Here is a 17539-nt window from a genome sequence, read left to right on the forward strand (position 1 = left end):
TTTCAGAAAGCCCGGCCCGCGTCAGCGTCATTTATCCCAGTCCTGGCCATCCCCGTTGGCGGCGAAGGCCTTCTCAAGGCGTCCCATGCCAAGATCGCGCGGATTGATCTGCACTGCCCAGCGGGATGCCTCGCCAATCTGCCATCCGGCCAGATCACTCGGCGGCAGCAGGAGCAGGCAGGGCGCATCGCTCGGCAGGCGCCCTTCTTTGTCATCCGCATCATTGCCGACAAAGATCACCTCCTGCGCCGCATAGGCCTGCCAAAGCGGCAGGAGCCGGTTGAGCGTCGCCTCGGGCAAGGCTGCGGGGTCCATGGCATACACCCGCCGCGCCTGCGCCTCATAGAGCTTGCGATAGCTTTTGAAGCCTTTGTATTGCAGCAGGCTCAGCGGCTTGCGCCCACCAGCCCGCGCGGCGTCTCCCAGCCAGGCCTCGTTGGTCATCTTGGCCAACGCGCCAATCACCTTGGCACAGTCACGCTCGCTGAAGTCTGCTTCCGCAGCCCGCGCTTCGATCCTTGAGGACAGCCTCCGAACCCGGGTCAAAGTCTGCCCTAGCCCCTCCAACATGCCTGCCTTGGCGTCATCGCCATCCGCCGCGTCTTTCCGCGCGCGACCGATCATACGCTCCACCATGGCATCCACCGCATCCACAAGGGCGATGGTTGTCACCCAATCGAATGGCAGGAACCCGGGGTCCGTCATGGACGGCTTGTCCAGCAAAAGCGTCTCTGCGTGGGCAACAGACAAATCGGGGCGCGCGCCGTCTTCATCCGGCACAGCCGTCAAATACCAGCGCGGCGGCAAAAGAGCATCCGGACCGATCAGCTCAAAGAGCGCCTCTTCGCCAGAGGCAAAGCGGAAGTAATAATCCGCGCCGTCTGGCACCGGACGATCCACACCGCGTTCCAGCGTGTGCAGAACCGTCACCTCTGCCCCCGGACTATCCGCCCCGAAAATCACTAGCCAGCCCTCGCGCGGCCCAACCCCGCCCCAGATGTCCTCCGGCAGATCTGCCACGGCGATCTGCGCATAGAAACTGGCCGGGGTCTCGCCGATCATCGGCCAGGCTACGCCCTCCGGCAACGAAGGTCCGCCGCCGATCCAGCTGTCCGTAGGATGCTGCGGAAACTGGATTTCGAGCCGCAACCGCCCTGTGTGGAAGTCGATCGGCTTGACCGGCTGAAGATCCTCTGCCGAATACTCGCGATCCTGCGGTGGTTTTTCATCACGCGGCTTGTCCGTAGTTTGCTCAGCCGGCGCGCCGTCCGACGCCTCGCCATGCCCACCGATCTCGACAAACCGTTCCGCTGCTTTCACACCGCCGCTCAGAAGCTGCGCGATGATCTCAAGCCGTTGCTCCGGCGGGATATGAAGCGATGCGGAATCGCTGCCCTCCCTTGCTTTGCGTCGCGCATCTTTGCGGTCCCGCGCAGGCGCCATGGCCTCGCGCGGCATGTGCATGTCCGCAGGCGCATCTTCCAGCATATCGCTGTAAGCCTGCATCTTCAGATCAACCTCGCGGGATGCCCCGCTCTCTTCACGGGTATCTTTCCCGCGCCGCCGGAAAGCGCCGAGGTTCTGTTTGACGAAGCCAACAACGCCGTCCACTTCCGTGCCGAACTCCGTCATGGGCGCGGAATCGTCAAAGACATCGCCGCCCATGCGTTTGCCGAGCCATGACATGACAGCACCAACCGCCATGAGCGCGAAGGCCGTGTAAGGTTGATCAAATGCATCCGGAAGCAGGACCGTCAGGTCCTTCCAGATGACTGCGGCCCAAACCGTGCCGAACACCAACACCCCTGTCCCCACAAGGAAAAGCGTACGCGCTGCATACATCGTGTGTCCCCTTCTCACCTCTGACGTGTAAAAGGCCGGAAAGATGGGGCAAAATCATGGAAGACCGGTGGCACCATGGGGGACAATTAAGGAGTTTTGTCGCAACTCGATGCAACCTGTGCGGGCAATTCAGGACCTTGATCAGTCGCCCACAGCCTCGCGCCAATGTTTGCGGCACAGGCTGACATAGGTCTCGTTGCCGCCAATCTGGACCTGTGCGCCATCCTTGAGCACCTGTCCGTCCGGCCCCTGACGGATCACCATCGTCGCCTTCTTGCCACAATGACAGATTGTGCGCACTTCCCGCATTTCATCTGCAAGGGCAAGCAACGCGGCAGAACCGGGGAACAGCTCTCCCCGAAAATCCACCCGCAAGCCATAGGCCATGACCGGCACACCCAGATCATCCACCACACGCGCCAATTGCCAAACCTGATCGCGGCTCAAAAACTGAGCCTCGTCGACAAAAATGCAGGCAACCGGACCTTCCAACAAGCGCGCCTCGAGCTTCGCAAACAGATCTTCACCCGGTGAAAACGTCGCCGCAGGCCGACCCAATCCAATACGCGAGCCAATGCGCCCTTCCCCGGACCGGTCATCAAAAGCCGCGGTCAGAAGATAGGTCTCCATACCGCGTTCATTGTAATTGTGCGCCGCCTGCAAAAGCAGCGTGCTTTTGCCTGCGTTCATAGTGGAATAGTGGAAATGCAGCTTGGCCATGCGACGCCTGTTACCGTGTTTCTGCGGCGACGAAAAGCTGCACGAAGCGCTAAGGGGGACAAGCGCTTCGTGCTATTCGGGGATTGCCGAAAAAGGGAGACGGCGGCCTAACTCGTTTTTATTGTACCTGAGAACACACAAGACCGCACTGATCGGCCAAACTCCGTCTCCCTTGGCCCTTGCAAAAAGGCTTGATATAGAATGACAACCACATCCATTGCGGGTAATGGGAAAAAGAGACATGGGCTCCCCGGAACACTCAAGCCGGAGCAGACAGGGTGAAAAATGAATAATATGGGTCGGTACCTCAAGAAACATACCGAAGCGCTGGTCAAGGATGTCGGCGTGGAAGCCGCCTGCGAGCTGACCGGCAAGTCCAAAGCCACGCTTGGACGGTATTATTCGGAACACGCCGAGCACGACGAGCGGTTCATGCCGGTGGACGCCGTTGCGGCCCTCGAAGAAGCTGCGACATACCCGCATGTCACCGCAGCCCTCGCGGAAGTGAACGGAATCACCCTGAACTTCGACAAGGATCGTCGCAACTCGCGCCGTGAAGGTGGGGTCAACGCCGATGTGATAGCGCTGTCACAGCGCTTTGCCATGCTTATGGCCGAATATCAGCAGAGCATCGAAGACGGTGTAATCACCGCGAACGAGGCAAAACGTCTGCTCAAGGAAACCCTTGCGATCCAGAAGGTGCTGATCGACATCAAGATCCACCTCGAGGACGAGCAGGCCTAGGGTCAGCCCTTCAACTGCCCCCAGAGGTCATAATCACTGGCCTCGTCAACCTCCACAGTCACGATATCGCCGGGGTTCAGGGCCTCGGCGCCTTCGTCAATGAACAGGTTGCCGTCGATTTCCGGAGCGTCAGCCTTGGTGCGGCAAGTGGCGATACCGTCTTCGTCCACATCGTCGACAATCACATCCATGACCGTGCCAACCTTGGCCGCCAGCTTGGCCTCCGAAATCGCCTGCGCCTTTTCCATGAAGCGCTCCCAGCGCTCCTGCTTGATCTCTTCGGGCACATGGTCCGGCAGCGCATTGGACCGCGCACCGTCGACATTTTCATACTGAAAACACCCAACCCGATCGAGCTGCGCCTCGTCCATCCAGTCCAGCAGATGCTGAAACTCAGCCTCGGTCTCGCCAGGATAGCCGACGATGAAAGTCGAGCGCAGGGTGATATCCGGGCAGGCGCTCCGCCAGGCTCTGATTTCATCCAACGTACGCTCGGCAGCGGCCGGGCGGGCCATGCGGCGCAGCGTGTCGGGATGGGCGTGCTGGAAGGGAATATCGAGGTAAGGCAGGATCTTGCCCTCCGCCATGAGCGGGATTGCCTCACGCACATGCGGGTATGGGTAGACGTAGTGCATCCGCACCCAAGCCCCCAACTCGCCCAGGTCTTTGGCCAGAGACAGGAAGGGGAATTTCTCGTCCCGGTCCTTCCAATCGGTCCCGTAGGCGCTGGTGTCCTGGCTGATCACCAGCAGTTCCCTCACACCTGCTTCAACCAGCTTCTCGGCCTCGCGCAACACCGCCTTTTGCGGTCGTGAGACCAGCTTGCCACGCATGTCCGGGATGATGCAGAACTTGCACTTGTGATTGCAGCCTTCGGAAATCTTCAGATAGCTGTAATGCCTAGGCGTGAGGCTCACACCGCTGGCAGGCAGCAGATCAACAAACGGGTCCGGCGACGGCGGCACGGCTGCATGGACCGCGTCGAGAACCTGTTCGTATTGATGCGGACCGGTCACCGCCAGCACCTTGGGATGCGCGCCGGTGATGTATTCGGGCTCAGCCCCAAGGCACCCCGTCACGATCACGCGCCCGTTTTCGTTCAGAGCTTCGCCAATGGCCTCCAGGCTCTCCGCCTTGGCGCTGTCGAGAAACCCGCAGGTGTTCACCACCACCGCATCCGCCCCGCTGTAATCGGCGCTGATCCCGTAGCCTTCGGCCCGCAGGCGCGTCAGGATGCGTTCGCTGTCCACCAAAGCCTTGGGACAGCCAAGCGAGACCATCCCGATGGTCGGCTGACCATCACGCTGGGTCTCAGTGATGCGGGCGCGGGCGAGGTCAGGCCTCAGATCAGGGGGATTCTGCATGGCGCTGGCTATACGGCACAACCGCCATGCGGGGAAGGGGGGCCGGGGCGCTGATGACGCGTCATCGTTCGACGAGTGTCATCAGGTCCTGCAGATTTCACGCCCACTCCGTCCCGGACTTGATCCGGGGCCTCTTGGAACAAGAACAAACCGCGCCTATCGACGGGCCGTGGTACGGCGACGCAACCTCAGGTCCCCTTGATTTATCCCAGCCACTGGCGCGCTAGACTCATGTGGTGTCCTGCGATGGACCAATCGCCGTGCCGCGGGGACGGCCCGTCGATAGGCGCGGCGGCCTGCGGCCTTGATTCCGCGCCTGGGGTGAGATGAAGGGCCGACAAGCCACCATCCACTCAATCACACCCGCCGGGCAAACTCCGCCACCAACTCGGCGATCTTCTCCGCCGCGCGCGGCTCCATATGGAAATGGTGATCCCCCGCTACGCTTTCTGAGCGATAGTCCGCGATCAGCTCCGGGGCCTTCTTGGCCGCCTCCGCCAATTTGGGCCGGCTGATGATCCCTTCCGACGCCCAGACATTCAACACCGGACATCGGATCGCACGCAAGACCGCATCCACATCCTCGGCCCGCAGTTTCGCGGCGGAAGAAGCGAACATCCGGTTATCCGCCGTCATCTCGACGCCGCCGTCCACCGTGCGCAAGGCCCGCGTCGCCAAAGCCGCTGCCACCGCTTCAGCGTTGCCCTGTGCTTGCCGCCGCGCCGCGTAGGTCTCTACGCTCTCAAATCGCCGCGCCCCGCGCCCAAGCGCCTTGCGCGTGTCCTTTACAAAAGCCGAAAGCGTCGAGACAAAATCCGCCTCCACCGGTTCCGGCACCAGGCTGTCGAGCGCAATCAGGCCCCGCACCCGCTCCGGCACCGCCGCCGCCATCAATGCTGCGATATTGGCGCCGCGCGAATGGCCCAAAAGCACCGCGCGCTCCCAGCCCAGTGCATCAAGAATCGCCACCAATTGCGGAAGGTCATCCCACAGGTTGTAAGTCGCATGCGCCGCCCGATGCCCGCTCTGCCCCTGCCCGCTCAGATCAAGCGCCACCACCCGGCACCCGGTCAGACGCGGCGCCAGTTCGGCAAAGCTTTCCGCATGATCCATCCAACCATGCAGCGCCAGCACGGGCACGCCGTCCTCCGGCCCCCATGCCAGCCCCGCATACCGGAGCCCGTCTACATCGAATGTGCAATCCTGCGGAGTGCCCGCCATGCGCTCACCCCGTCTGCAACGTCACAAACCGAAGACAGCCCTTACCGGCGGCGGTCGCGGCGGGAGGACATCGGCTGGAAGGCCACGCCCACATGCGCCTCGCAGTAGGGCTTGCCCTGCTGAACCGGCAGGCCGCAGAACCAGAAGTCATCCGTCGCCGGATCGCCCACGGGCCATTTGCAGGTGCGTTCGGTCAGTTCCATCAAGGTCAGCTTCTTGGCCTTCTTCTCGACCGCGTTCACCTTGGCCAACGCTTCGGGGCTGATCTCATTGGCGGAAGGCTGCGGCGGCAGCGGTTGACCGGCCGGGATGATCTTGTTGCGCGGGTTGATCGGCGACGGCGCGGGCGTCGCGGAAGTGGTCATCGGTTCGGGCCGCGCCTCTTCCTTGGCGGGGGCCTCTTCCTTTACCTCGGGTTTGGGCTTGGCCTTCTTCACCTCGGCGGGTTTTGCCTTCGGCTTGGCCTCGGCCTTGGCCGGAGCGGCGCCTGCGCTGGTGGCGCGGTTGGACAGGCCCAAGCGGTGCACCTTGCCAATCACCGCATTCCGGGTAACCCCACCAAGTTCCTTGGCAATCTGGCTGGCCGACTGGCCCTCGCCCCACATCTTCTTCAGCAACTCGACGCGTTCATCGGTCCAGGACATCTTGGCATTCCCACTGAAAAAGCGGCCCTGAAAAGCAGGCCGCCTGTCGTTTTCGGATCAAGCTCCTATTCTAATCATCGCCAGCTAAGTTACAAGGCACCGAATCGGCAAGGAGACCACATGCCTCAGGACATTGACTACGCACCCGGCGACCGCCGGTTCGGCCGTGTGAACTGGCTTGGGCTGCAAACCCTCGCAATGCGCGAAATCCTGCGGTTTGCCAACGTCTGGACGCAAACCCTGCTGGCACCGCTGGTGACCGCGGGCCTGTTCATGGTGATCTTCACCATTGCCATTGGCGAGCGGCGCGGCGACGTCATGGGTGTTCCGTTCAGCACCTTCATTGCACCGGGCATTCTTATGATGACCGTGATCCAGAATGCTTTTGCCAACACCTCAAGCTCCATCGTGATCTCGAAGGTGCAGGGCAATATCGTCGACACGCTCATGCCGCCCCTCTCCGGCGGTGAGTTGGTGCTGGGCTATCTGGCGGGCGGCGTGGCGCGGGGTCTCTTTGTGGCGATGGCCATCCTGATCGCGTTCTGGCTGTTTCTCGGGATCGTGCCTGCGCATCCTCTGGCCACGCTGGCCTTTGTCATACTCGGCGCGGCTTTCCTCTCCGCACTCGGCATGATCGCCGGGATTTTTGCCAACAAATTCGATCAAATGGCGGCGATCACGAACTTCATCGTCACCCCTTTGGCCTTCCTCTCCGGCACCTTCTACTCGGTCGAAGCCCTGCCGCCGGTGCTCTACCAAATCACTCACCTGAACCCGGTGTTCTACCTGATTGACGGGGCCCGCTGGGGTGTGATCGGCGTCTCTGACAGCGCGCCACTGCTCGGGTTTGCCGTAGCATTGGCCGCGACGCTGGCGGTCTGCCTGCTGGCCTGGGGGATGTTTCACAAGGGTTACCGTCTCAAGGCGTGACGGCCCGTAGGCCGGGGCTCTGCCCCGGCTCCCGCTTAGATCGACACGCTTTCAAGCAAGGCGTCCCGGTCGCCCTTTGGATTGGCAGAGTTGAACGTCACCTGCCCCCGGTTCATGACAAAGACCTGATCAGCGAGACCCACGGCAAAGTCAAAGTACTGCTCCACAAGGATAATTGCGATTTCACCTTCCTCGCGCAGCACTTCGATCACGCGGCCGATCTGTTTGATGATCGACGGCTGAATGCCTTCGGTCGGCTCATCCAAAAGAAGCACTTTGGGTTGCGTGATCAGCGCGCGGGCAATGGCAAGCTGCTGTTGCTGCCCGCCCGAAAGGTCGCCGCCCCGGCGGTGCAGGAAGTCCTTGAGGATCGGGAATAGATCGAAGATCCGATCCGGGATCTGACGATCCCCGCTGCCAAGGCAAGCGAAGCCGGTCTGCATGTTCTCTTCCACCGTCATCAGCGGAAACACCTCGCGCCCCTGCGGCACATAGGCGATGCCTGCTTTGGCGGCGGCAAAGGCCGTCGGGTGGCCAAGGTCCGTCCCGTTCAGACGAATGGACCCGCCAGAAAACGGGTGCCGCCCGGCCATGGCTTTCAACAGCGAGGTTTTGCCCACGCCATTGGTCCCCATGATGCCGGTCACCTTGCCCGGCTCGGCGGTCAGGGAGATGCCGTGCAGGATCTGGCTCTGGCCGTATTTTAACGTAAGATCTTGGATTTCCAGCATGTCAGCGCCCCAGGTACACGTCGATGACGTCTTTGTTGTTTGTCACATGGTCGAGCGAGCCTTCGGCCAGAACCGAACCTTCGTGCAGAACCGTCACCTTGCAGTTCAGGCGGCGCACAAACTCCATATCGTGCTCAACCACAACCACCGCGTGCTTTTCCGCAAGCCGCACCAAGAGGTCCGTCGTATGCTCCCGCTCCGACGGTGTCATGCCCGCCGCAGGCTCATCAACCAGCAACAGACGCGGCTCCTGTGCGAGCAGCATACCGATTTCCAGCCATTGCTTCTGACCGTGTGAAAGCTCCCCTGCGGGACGTGTGAGATGCTCGGTCAGCCCGACTTCGGAAGCAATTTCTTCGATGCGCGCGCCGCCCTTGGCGCTCTTGCGATAGAGCAGCACATCAAATGGCCCACGCGGATTTTTCAACGCCATGGCGAGGTTTTCCCGCACCGTCTGCGCCTCGAACACCGTCGGTTTCTGGAACTTGCGCCCAATCCCGGCGCGCGCGATGTGCGATTCGCTCATCTTCAGCAGGGAAATGGACTTCTCGCCAAAGATCACACGCCCTTCATCAGGCCGCGTCTTGCCGGTGATGATGTCCATGAAGGTGGTCTTCCCAGCGCCGTTGGGGCCGATGATCGCGCGCATTTCCGGCTCGCCGATCTGAAAACTCAGGTTGTTGATGGCCTTGAACCCGTCAAAGGACACCGACACGCCGGACATTTCGAGAAGTGTGCTCATTTGACGTCCTCCACATCGACGCTGCCTTCTTCGGCGCGTTTTGCCCCTTCCGACGGGCCATAGTCGCCCTGCCGGTCCGGGGTGCGTTTGATCATGATCAGGTCAAACAGACCGCCGATGCCCTTGGGTGCAAAGAGCGTCACCGCCACAAAGCTGAAGCCGAGCAGTACAAGCCACCAGTCCGTCCATTTCACCACATAGAAGCCGAGATTGATGTCCGGCGCGCTGCCGCCCGTGAACCACGACGAGAGCAGCGAGACAAAGGCCGCGCCGATGACCGCCCCGTAAAGCCGCCCGCGCCCACCGATGGCGACCCAGACCGCGAGGTAAATGGAGGCAATCGGCGCAATCTCTGCCGGATTGATAATGCCCGCCTGCGGATAATAGAGCGCGCCTGCGATGCCCGCGACCACGGCGGTGATGGTGAAGACGAAGAGCTTGAAGCTTTCGACATGGTATCCAAGAAAGCGCACCCGCGCCTCATCGTCGCGAATGCCACGCACCACGCTGCCCATCTTGCCGGAGGTCACCCAGGCAAAGAGCACATAGCCAAGGCCCAGCGCCAAAGCCGCCGCCCAGAAGAAGACAATAGAGAGCGTCGCCTGCGAGGTTTCCTCGAAACCGGGGATGTTCTGCAAGCCGGACAAACCGTTGTTGCCGCGCAAGCCGCTGTCGTTCTGGAAAAGGTATAGCGACAGAGCCAGCGTCATCGCCTGTGTCAGGATTGACAGGTACACGCCTGTCACACGGCTGCGGAAGGCAAGCCAGCCAAAGACCAGCGCCAAAAGGCCGGGCACCGCAATGACCATCAGAAGTTGCAGGAACAGGCTGTCCGAAAAGGCCCAGATCATCGGGAACTCAGACGAGCCGACCACACCGAAAATCTGCGTTCCGATGGCATCGACCACCTCCTGATCGGTGGGCGGGATGGCTGCGGCAGAAAGGCTCTGCGTGACGATAATCTCGGTCCGCGCATACATCAGCCATTGGCCGATGGCGTAACCGCCGATGCCAAAGAAGGCCATGTGGCCGAGGCTGAGGATCCCGCAGTAGCCCCAGACCACATCCATGCAGATCGCCACGAGACACAGACAGAGCGTCTTGCCCAGCGTTTTGACAAAGGACGTGGAAATCACGCCGGAGCCGGTGGCCTCCGACAGCACGGTCACACCCAAAGTGAACAGAGCCAGCGCCAGCAGGAACCACAGGACAGACGGGTTTTGCGCGATGAAACTTTTGCGCGCGCCACCGCCCTGCGAGACCATATTTTCGGTAACAGATGTCATGGTCTTACGCCTCCGCCGCGCGGCCCTTGAGGGCGACGATGCCCTTGGGACGGAACTGGATGAACAGGATGATGAAGAGGATCATGTAGGTCTGCGCCGCCAGCGTGTTGGACGGGTTGAGGAACTCGATCCCCTTTTGCAACACACCAATCAGCGATGCCCCGGCAAGCGTGCCCCAGACGTTGCCAACGCCGCCGACAACCACCGTCATGAAGCTCTGCACGATGTAATCCGCGCCCATCTCGGACGTCACCTTGGCATAAAGACCGATCGCCACACCGGCGATCCCGGCGATGCCGGAGCCAAGGCCGAAGGTCAGCATGTTGATGCGGTCGGGGTTGATCCCCATGGAGGCGGCCATGCCGGGGTTTTGCGTCACGGCGCGCACCTCAAGGCCCAGACGCGTCTTGTTCAGGATAAACAGGATCAGCCCGAGGAAGATCAACGCGAGCACAAAGATCGCGATGCGGATATAGGAAATCGACACCACCTCGTTGATCGCCCATGCCCCGTCGAGCCAACCCGGAGAGGTCAGCGGCCGCGCCTGCGTGCCAAAGATGTTCTTGGCCAGTTGTTGCAGCGCGATGGAAATCCCGAAGGTCGCCAGTAGCGTCTCCAGCGGACGATGATAGAGCCAGCGGATCACCAGCCGCTCCATCGCCACACCCGCACCAAAGGTCACCGCAAAGGCAACCGGCAGGGCGACAATCAGCGACAGCGTATAATCAGGGATGATCTGCTGCATGACGTAGCCGGTGTAGGCCCCCATCATGATGAACTCGCCATGTGCCATGTTGATCACGCCCATCACGCCAAAGGTGATGGCGAGGCCGATGGCCGCGAGGAAATAGATCGAGGCGAGCGAGAGCGCGTCGAGCGCAAGATCGGCGGTCTGGTTGACCGCAACACTGGTCTCAATGCTGGCCAGAACCGTTTCGGCGGCGGTGGTCACCGCGGCATCGGTTTCGGTATAGGCCTCGTAGAAGGTGTACTGCGCGAGGATCTCAGCGGCCCTCTCATCCGTGACCGCCGGAGGCACGACGCCCTGATCGGCCAGACGGGTATAAGCTTCCAGGCGGCGCTCCAGCGTGTTCAGATCATGCACCGGAATGCCCGCAACCGAGCCGCCTTCGATATTGGCGGCCAGCGCTTCCTTGATCGCCGCGTTCGAGATGCGCGCCGGAGCAAAGCCCTCATCGACAAGGCGGCCATAGGCTTCGACCTTTGCAATGTCATCTCCCGGCGTCAGAATGCGCGCAACATTCACGCTTTCCGGTACGGTCTCGGCTACGCCGGCCTTTGTTGTCAGAATCTGGTTCAGCGTGGCACGGGCATCGAGGCTCAGACTGCCATCCAGTTGCTCGATCGCGGCCACACGATCTTCGGTTGTCGCGCCGTACCGGGCCTTGAGCATGCCCACCAGCACCTCTTTGCGCGCCAGAACACCGGCATCGCTTTCCCCGTCAATCGACGCTTCCAATGGTCCGATCTGATCTGCATCGGGCGAGCGCGCAATAGCGTCGAGAGCGTCAATGCGGCGGGAAATGTCAGGGTCAGACAGCTGAAACTGCACCAGCGCCGCGCCAATCACCTTGCGCACGCCGCCGTTCGGCTTCACCGCTTTCAACTTTACATCGCCAAGGTCCACCTCGGCCCCGCTGTCCACATCCCGCAGCGGTTTATCGTAGTAAAACAGGCCCGTGGCCTCATCCCGCACAACGCTGCGGCCTTGCCAGTTCTGAAGGAATACAGGCACCTGCGGCAGGCCGGAGGCGATCAGATTGTCGATCACCACACCCACGCTTTTGCGTCCGGGTTTGGCGACTTCATCGGCATGGGATTGCAGGATGGTCTGGAGCTCCTGCGCCTGGGCAGGGGCGGAAACCCCCATCAGGACAAGCACAAGAAAGGCGAGCAATGGGCGTAACATGGGGGGTCTTTCCAAGCAGGGTTGGAGCGCGCGAGGGTCCGCGCGCTCCGAAGGTCAGGTCAGATCAGTAGTTGGACTTGATCTGAACGCAGGTGTTGGTCTCGGTGTTGTACATGCCGCAGCCGAGGTCTTTCCAATCGGACTTGAGAACCGCCGATTCCGGCAGGAAGTCGGTCCATGCGTCGCCCGGAACCGGATCGGTCTGGGAGATGATGTCGAACTGACCATCGTCGAGGATCTCACCAATGAGAACCGGCTTGGCGAGGTGGTGGTTCGGCAGCATGACGGCTGTGCCGCCGGTCAGGTTCGGGAATTCCTGCCCGTACATGGCGGTGCGGACGGCATCCACTTCGGTGGTGCCAGCCGCCGTGGCTGCGTTCACCCACATGTTGAAGCCGATGTAGTGCGCTTCCATCGGATCGTTGGTCACACGCTCTTCGCCCATGCGGGCTTTCCAGGCTTCAACCCATGCCGCGTTGGCATCGCCTTCGGCGGACTGGAAGTAGTTCCATGCCGCGAGGTGGCCCACGAGGTTGGAGGTGTCGAGACCGGACAGTTCTTCTTCACCCACGGAGAAGGCAACAACCGGGATATCGTCGGCGGAGACGCCAGCGGCTGCGAGCTCTTTGTAGAAGCCGATGTTCGCGTCACCGTTGATGGTGGAGATCACGCCAACCTGCTTGCCGTCCGCGCCCAGCGCAACAACGTCGGCCACGATGGTTGCCCAGTCGGAGTGACCAAACGGCGTGTAGTTCACGAAGATGTCTTCTTCCGCGATGCCCTTGGACTTGAGATAGGACTCGAGGATATTGTTCGTGGTGCGCGGGTAGACATAGTCAGTGCCGAGCAGCGCGAACTTCTCAACGCCAAGCTCTTCAAGGAAGTAGTCAGTCGCCGGGATCGCCTGCTGGTTCGGCGCCGCGCCGGTGTAGAAGACGTTCTTGGAGCTTTCTTCCCCTTCGTACTGAACCGGGTAGAAGAGCAGACCGTTCAGCTCTTCGATAACCGGCAGAACGGATTTACGCGACACGGAGGTCCAGTTGCCGAAGATCACGTCAACGTCGTGCACGGTCAGCAGCTCACGCGCCTTTTCAGCGAACAGCGGCCAGTCGGAGGCCGGGTCAACAACAACCGCTTCAAGCTCACAGCCGAGCAGACCGCCTTTGGCGTTCTGGTCTTCGACGAGCATCTCGACGGTGTCTTTGAGCGTGGTTTCGGAAATCGCCATGGTGCCGGAGAGCGAGTGCAGCACGCCGACCTTGATCGGGCAATCCTGCGCGAGCGCGGAGGTGGCGCTCAGCAGCAGAGCGGCAGTCGGAAGAGCAGCAAGATAGGAGGTTTTCATTTTGGCATCAGCCCCTGTTTTGATGTGCGGCCTCAAACTTCGGCGGTCCCATGCGATACGCTCGCAATGCCGGTGGTCGCGGCCGCGACCATAAGGTAGATCGGGAAGTCTCGTTCAGGTCCCCTCGTGAGCACCGTCCTCGTCAGCGAGGCCAGCGCTCGGTCAGCATTAAGAGCGCTCAGCCCCCGGGGTTCCCGATTCTTGCCTGACTCAAAGACGCAAATCCGGACATTCGATTAAAAATTCGGCGCAAAAACCGACGTTCGCCCACATATTGGGCGGGATGGATCGGAGCGCCTGAGCAAAAATTGCGCTTAGGGCGCGAAATTGAGCAGCGGTGAAACCGATGATTCAGTCTTCAACCTTCGGAAAACACCCCTCGCCCCCTTCGGAGCGCGCAGAACCGCTTTCCAAGATCGGGGATTGCCCTGTATAGGAGCGCAAACGTTTTTCCCGACTGGAGACCAACATGTCCAACGCACAGCTCGAATCCGCCATCGAAGCCGCATGGGAGGCGCGCGACACGATCACGCCTGCGACCACCGGTGAAACCCGCGACGCCATCGAAGACACGCTGAACGCCCTGGACAGCGGCAAGCTGCGCGTCGCCGAAAAGCTGGAGAGCGGTGACTGGCACGTGAACCAATGGGCGAAGAAGGCTGTGCTGCTCGGCTTCCGCATCAAGGACATGGAAGAGCAGTCCGGCGGCCCACAGGGCTCCGGCTGGTGGGACAAGGTCGACAGCAAGTTCAAAGGCTGGGGCGACAACCAGTGGAAAGCCGCTGGCTTCCGCGCCGTGCCGAACGCCGTGGTCCGCAAATCCGCTTACATCGCGCCGGGCGTGGTGCTGATGCCGTCTTTCGTGAACCTCGGCGCGCACGTGGATGAAGGCACCATGGTCGACACTTGGGCCACCGTCGGCTCCTGCGCGCAGATCGGCAAGAACGTGCACCTGTCCGGCGGCGTCGGCATTGGCGGCGTTCTGGAGCCGATGCAGGCCGGCCCGACCATCATCGAAGACAACTGCTTCATCGGCGCGCGCTCCGAAGTGGTCGAAGGCTGCATCGTGCGCGAGGGCTCCGTGCTCGGCATGGGCGTCTTCATTGGCCAGTCCACCAAGATCGTGGACCGCGAAACCGGCGAAGTGATGTACGGCGAAGTGCCGCCCTACTCCGTGGTGGTTGCAGGCTCCATGCCGTCCAAGAACGGCATCAACCTCTACTGCGCGGTGATCGTGAAGCGCGTCGACGAGCGGACCCGCTCCAAGACCGGCATCAACGAACTGCTGCGCGACTGATCCGGCATACTTGCCAAAAACAAAGGGCGGCCCAAGTGGCCGCCCTTTTTGTTATCCGCCAAACCATTTCCGAACGAGCGCCGCATACCGTCCATCCTCGCGCAGTTTCAGCAGCGCTTGGTTCAAAGGTTCCCGCAGCGCGCTGCCCGAAGACAAGGCGATCCCGTAGTCTTCCTTGCGGAAAACGGTCTCGACCAGATACGCGCTCGTGTCGCGGCGTTCGGAGAGGTAATAGCTGAGGATCGGCCCATCGAAGACAACCGCGTTGATCTCGCCTGATTCAAAAGCATCCAGCATGTCGGCCAGCCCTGAATAGCCAAGATGCGCCACGGAACGGTTGTCCAGAAAGACAGAGGCCGTCGAGCCGTTCACCGAGCCGACCCGCCGGGTGTCGAGATCGTTCAAGCCCGAAACATTGGATGTCAGCCGGTTCACGGTGATCGCCGCCGTGATCTGGGCAACAAACAAGGACACCACGAACAGGCTGGCAAAGACCATCATGGTCGCCAACACCCGCCCCGGCGCGGATCGTGGCTGCCGTTCCTCGAAGCCCCCGTTGACCAGCAGGTTCAGCGCCCACCAGAACGCCGGAAATACGGCTTCCTTGAGTGTTCGGTCAAAATAGGGCTGCTTGTGCCGCTCGAACAGCCACATCACCATCCCAATGGCCCAGAGCACCCCCAATGCCAGCAAAACATAAGCTGCGACCTGCCATGTCAGCAGTTGCCGCCACAACGGCACACGCGATCCGCCGTCCACCATGATCTGCAACCCGCTTTCAAACACGGGCAAGGTGAAGTCCATCACCGCCTCACGCGCTGCCGTGATGGAGATATTGGCGATTGCCCCGTCAACCGCGCCTGTCTCCACAGCCTCCAGCATCGCGCCGAACCCGTCCATTTCCTGAAACGTGACCTCCCGGCCCAGCTCATCGGCCATGGCTTGCATCAGCTCGATACTGAAACCGGTTGTGCCGCCCTGCATGGAAAACGGCGGGCGTTCGACCGTGGCGATTGTCAGCCCCTGGGCCGCGACGGTTTTCACCAACGCCGTGCAAATCACCAAAGCCCAAATGAGGACACGTGCCATCTCTCACCCCACAGTTGCACGTTTCACCTGATCCGGCTGCATGTCACATATTATGTAGTTTGAATAGGGCAGAGCGGCCGAACCTATCCGTCTGAATTGACAATTCGGGGCGCTGCGGGCATTGCCGCCTCAAAGGAGTGCAGCCATGGCCAAGGAAACCGGCAAAAAACCGAAGCGCGTGCAACAGGTGTTCACCCTGCTGGTCGAGGTCGGCCGCAAGGAGGACGATGGCCTGCCCGAGGGCAGCACCGGGGCCGCGCTCATGTGTTATGCCTCCGGCGTGGATGAGGCCGAAGCGGTGCGTGAAACCGTTGCCATCCTCAAACAGGCCGACATGGCTCCGCTGGATGTGACGGGTTATGGCACCGCCGACGAGCGCAGGGCACAGGGCCATGACATCGGCAAGGATGAGCAGGACCTGATGGATCGCGCACTGGCGGAAAACGCGGTGATCGTCGCCCAGGTCAATCCGTTCTTCGACAAGGACTAGGGCGCGTCTGCCCCAAACCCTGAAACGCTAAGCCGCTCGCGCCTCGGCCAGCGTCGTCGCCTCAAAACTGCAGAGCACTTTCAGCCCGGCCCGCGCATGTTCCGGGAACAATCCGCGCGGGCACTCCGCTAGCAGGCTGCGCTGAACATGCTCCGCCCGCCGCCGCAATCGGCCAACATAAAGGCTCTCCACCTCAACCCCCGCCGTGAGCAGTGGCTCATGCCGGGGCAGCAAAAGCTGGTGGTAGCGGACAAAGGCATGGCCGGTCTCGTAGGACGCGGCAAAGCCGTTCACGAGGCTCTGTGCCGGGATCAGCACCGCCTCCCGCCCAAAGATATATTCCACGTCCGATCCGCCGATCACCAACCGTTGCTGCGGCGCGACGATCAGATCGCGTTTCAGCCCGAAGTAAGGCGCGCGCAGCCGGATGGGCCGGAAAGAGCCCAGCGCCGGAACCCGCCGCGACACCCGCGCAAGTACCGGAACCGCCCCGCTTTCGCGGGTATGGATGGTGTCGCCGCACTCCAGCCGGGAAATCCGGGTAGGGCCATCCGGCGTCTCCACCTGCACCTGATCGGTCAGCGCAGGCATGGGCCCGATCGGCTCGACAGCGGACGAAACCGCACAGAACAGCACGTCGCGATCCACTTCACGCAGTTCCGGGCGCCGGACGATGGTGTAGACATCCTCTACGAAAAGTCGCGGCACCGCGGCGGTGACCTGCTCCGTGACCTGATCCCCTTCGGGACGTTCAACCGCGAGCCGCCCCGTCCCGAGGGCCACATCCCAGCTGAACGTCACCCGCAGCACATCGGCGCGCGCCTCCCACGGTGGTTGCAGCACCGTGTGAAACACCGCGTCGTCCTGTGTCAGCACAAGCACAAGGCTGCCGCCCGGCAAGGCACGTATGGATATGGCGCTTTTGTCCGGCTGGTCTCGCTCGAATTGGAACAACGTCTGCGGCCGGCCTTCCGGCGACAGCCGCATCTCGATCACGATACTGCCTTGCCTCAGAAGCGCCCCGCGCGCCACATCGCGCCCGCCAAACACTCTTGGACAGACCCAGGCCTGCCCATCTCCCATGGTTGCGATCCAGCTCATGCCGGACTCTCGCGCCACATACCCATTTCACGACCTACTGCTCGAGCCCCGGATTTGCCCGGT

16 protein-coding genes are annotated in these 17539 nt (G+C 61.6%); 4 read left to right on the forward strand and 12 right to left on the reverse strand.

Annotation, left to right across the window (positions count from 1 at the left end):
- Positions 1–27 precede the first annotated feature (27 nt).
- Together E4662_RS03720 and E4662_RS03725 are read right to left on the reverse strand one after the other, a co-directional pair.
- The gene (locus tag E4662_RS03720; RefSeq protein ID WP_136439900.1) at positions 28–1842 is read right to left on the reverse strand and encodes a DUF1963 domain-containing protein; all 1815 of its coding nucleotides are present in this window, start codon (positions 1840–1842) and stop codon (positions 28–30) included.
- Positions 1843–1983: 141 nt separating this feature from the next.
- A complete protein-coding gene (locus E4662_RS03725) occupies positions 1984–2562 on the reverse strand; it encodes a thymidine kinase (protein ID WP_136439901.1) in 579 nt (192 codons plus the stop codon).
- A gap of 285 nt (positions 2563–2847) precedes the next feature.
- On the opposite strand from E4662_RS03725, the gene E4662_RS03730 reads away from it, so the two are divergent.
- Positions 2848–3306, forward strand: coding sequence for a hypothetical protein (locus E4662_RS03730; protein ID WP_136439902.1), 459 nt, complete (start codon positions 2848–2850; stop codon positions 3304–3306).
- Positions 3307–3308: 2 nt separating this feature from the next.
- On the opposite strand, the gene rimO is transcribed toward E4662_RS03730, so the two are convergent.
- The 3 genes from rimO to E4662_RS03745 all read right to left on the reverse strand — a co-directional run bounded on the left by rimO (position 3309) and on the right by E4662_RS03745 (position 6535).
- Positions 3309–4670, reverse strand: coding sequence for a 30S ribosomal protein S12 methylthiotransferase RimO (gene rimO / locus E4662_RS03735; protein ID WP_206080245.1), 1362 nt, complete (start codon positions 4668–4670; stop codon positions 3309–3311).
- A gap of 357 nt (positions 4671–5027) precedes the next feature.
- A complete protein-coding gene (locus E4662_RS03740) occupies positions 5028–5891 on the reverse strand; it encodes an alpha/beta fold hydrolase (protein ID WP_136439903.1) in 864 nt (287 codons plus the stop codon).
- 41 nt (positions 5892–5932) lie between these two features.
- Positions 5933–6535: a GcrA family cell cycle regulator gene (locus tag E4662_RS03745; RefSeq protein ID WP_136439904.1), complete on the reverse strand. Its 603-nt coding sequence runs from the start codon at positions 6533–6535 to the stop codon at positions 5933–5935.
- Between the two features lie 120 nt (positions 6536–6655).
- On the opposite strand from E4662_RS03745, the gene E4662_RS03750 reads away from it, so the two are divergent.
- Entirely contained in the window at positions 6656–7465 is an 810-nt protein-coding gene (locus tag E4662_RS03750; RefSeq protein WP_136439905.1) for an ABC transporter permease, read from the forward strand.
- 35 nt (positions 7466–7500) lie between these two features.
- Here E4662_RS03750 and urtE read toward each other — a convergent pair whose 3' ends face one another.
- From urtE to urtA, 5 genes are all read right to left on the reverse strand, one after another.
- Positions 7501–8196 carry an urea ABC transporter ATP-binding subunit UrtE gene (urtE, locus tag E4662_RS03755; RefSeq protein ID WP_136439906.1) on the reverse strand — a complete coding sequence of 232 codons (696 nt, stop codon included), beginning with the start codon at positions 8194–8196 and terminating at the stop codon, positions 7501–7503.
- A gap of 1 nt (position 8197) precedes the next feature.
- Positions 8198–8938, reverse strand: coding sequence for an urea ABC transporter ATP-binding protein UrtD (gene urtD / locus E4662_RS03760; RefSeq protein WP_136439907.1), 741 nt, complete (start codon positions 8936–8938; stop codon positions 8198–8200).
- The gene (locus E4662_RS03765) at positions 8935–10224 is read right to left on the reverse strand and encodes an ABC transporter permease subunit (protein ID WP_240705109.1); all 1290 of its coding nucleotides are present in this window, start codon (positions 10222–10224) and stop codon (positions 8935–8937) included. Before E4662_RS03765 ends, urtD begins: the two co-directional genes overlap by 4 nt.
- 4 nt (positions 10225–10228) lie before the next feature.
- Positions 10229–12154 carry an urea ABC transporter permease subunit UrtB gene (gene urtB / locus E4662_RS03770; protein ID WP_136439908.1) on the reverse strand — a complete coding sequence of 642 codons (1926 nt, stop codon included), beginning with the start codon at positions 12152–12154 and terminating at the stop codon, positions 10229–10231.
- 64 nt (positions 12155–12218) lie between these two features.
- The gene (gene urtA / locus E4662_RS03775) at positions 12219–13499 is read right to left on the reverse strand and encodes an urea ABC transporter substrate-binding protein (RefSeq protein ID WP_136439909.1); all 1281 of its coding nucleotides are present in this window, start codon (positions 13497–13499) and stop codon (positions 12219–12221) included.
- A gap of 469 nt (positions 13500–13968) precedes the next feature.
- Here urtA and dapD point away from each other — a divergent pair, with 469 nt between their 5' ends.
- Positions 13969–14796, forward strand: coding sequence for a 2,3,4,5-tetrahydropyridine-2,6-dicarboxylate N-succinyltransferase (gene dapD / locus E4662_RS03780; RefSeq protein ID WP_136439910.1), 828 nt, complete (start codon positions 13969–13971; stop codon positions 14794–14796).
- Positions 14797–14847: 51 nt separating this feature from the next.
- Here dapD and E4662_RS03785 read toward each other — a convergent pair whose 3' ends face one another.
- Positions 14848–15885 carry a transporter substrate-binding domain-containing protein gene (locus tag E4662_RS03785; protein WP_136439911.1) on the reverse strand — a complete coding sequence of 346 codons (1038 nt, stop codon included), beginning with the start codon at positions 15883–15885 and terminating at the stop codon, positions 14848–14850.
- 145 nt (positions 15886–16030) lie between these two features.
- On the opposite strand from E4662_RS03785, the gene E4662_RS03790 reads away from it, so the two are divergent.
- Entirely contained in the window at positions 16031–16375 is a 345-nt protein-coding gene (locus tag E4662_RS03790) for a hypothetical protein (protein WP_136439912.1), read from the forward strand.
- Between the two features lie 27 nt (positions 16376–16402).
- Here the strand turns inward: E4662_RS03790 and E4662_RS03795 are convergent, their stop codons facing one another.
- On the reverse strand, positions 16403–17476 hold the full coding sequence (locus tag E4662_RS03795; protein ID WP_136439913.1) for a Hint domain-containing protein: 1074 nt from the start codon (positions 17474–17476) through the stop codon (positions 16403–16405).
- Between the last annotated feature and the right edge of the window lie 63 nt (positions 17477–17539).

It is taken from the genome of Pacificoceanicola onchidii (assembly GCF_004804335.1).
GTDB lineage: Bacteria > Pseudomonadota > Alphaproteobacteria > Rhodobacterales > Rhodobacteraceae > Pacificoceanicola > Pacificoceanicola onchidii.

Excerpts from the sequence above, each read along its gene's own strand:
- E4662_RS03720 (WP_136439900.1), bottom strand. The coding sequence starts at position 1,842 with ATGTATGCAGCGCGTACGCTTTTCCTTGTGGGGACAGGGGTGTTGGTG.
- E4662_RS03725 (WP_136439901.1), bottom strand. The coding sequence starts at position 2,562 with ATGGCCAAGCTGCATTTCCACTATTCCACTATGAACGCAGGCAAAAGC.
- E4662_RS03730 (WP_136439902.1), top strand. The coding sequence starts at position 2,848 with ATGAATAATATGGGTCGGTACCTCAAGAAACATACCGAAGCGCTGGTC.
- rimO (WP_206080245.1), bottom strand. The coding sequence starts at position 4,670 with ATGCAGAATCCCCCTGATCTGAGGCCTGACCTCGCCCGCGCCCGCATC.
- E4662_RS03740 (WP_136439903.1), bottom strand. The coding sequence starts at position 5,891 with ATGGCGGGCACTCCGCAGGATTGCACATTCGATGTAGACGGGCTCCGG.
- E4662_RS03745 (WP_136439904.1), bottom strand. The coding sequence starts at position 6,535 with ATGTCCTGGACCGATGAACGCGTCGAGTTGCTGAAGAAGATGTGGGGC.
- E4662_RS03750 (WP_136439905.1), top strand. The coding sequence starts at position 6,656 with ATGCCTCAGGACATTGACTACGCACCCGGCGACCGCCGGTTCGGCCGT.
- urtE (WP_136439906.1), bottom strand. The coding sequence starts at position 8,196 with ATGCTGGAAATCCAAGATCTTACGTTAAAATACGGCCAGAGCCAGATC.
- urtD (WP_136439907.1), bottom strand. The coding sequence starts at position 8,938 with ATGAGCACACTTCTCGAAATGTCCGGCGTGTCGGTGTCCTTTGACGGG.
- E4662_RS03765 (WP_240705109.1), bottom strand. The coding sequence starts at position 10,224 with ATGACATCTGTTACCGAAAATATGGTCTCGCAGGGCGGTGGCGCGCGC.
- urtB (WP_136439908.1), bottom strand. The coding sequence starts at position 12,154 with ATGTTACGCCCATTGCTCGCCTTTCTTGTGCTTGTCCTGATGGGGGTT.
- urtA (WP_136439909.1), bottom strand. The coding sequence starts at position 13,499 with ATGAAAACCTCCTATCTTGCTGCTCTTCCGACTGCCGCTCTGCTGCTG.
- dapD (WP_136439910.1), top strand. The coding sequence starts at position 13,969 with ATGTCCAACGCACAGCTCGAATCCGCCATCGAAGCCGCATGGGAGGCG.
- E4662_RS03785 (WP_136439911.1), bottom strand. The coding sequence starts at position 15,885 with ATGGCACGTGTCCTCATTTGGGCTTTGGTGATTTGCACGGCGTTGGTG.
- E4662_RS03790 (WP_136439912.1), top strand. The coding sequence starts at position 16,031 with ATGGCCAAGGAAACCGGCAAAAAACCGAAGCGCGTGCAACAGGTGTTC.
- E4662_RS03795 (WP_136439913.1), bottom strand. The coding sequence starts at position 17,476 with ATGAGCTGGATCGCAACCATGGGAGATGGGCAGGCCTGGGTCTGTCCA.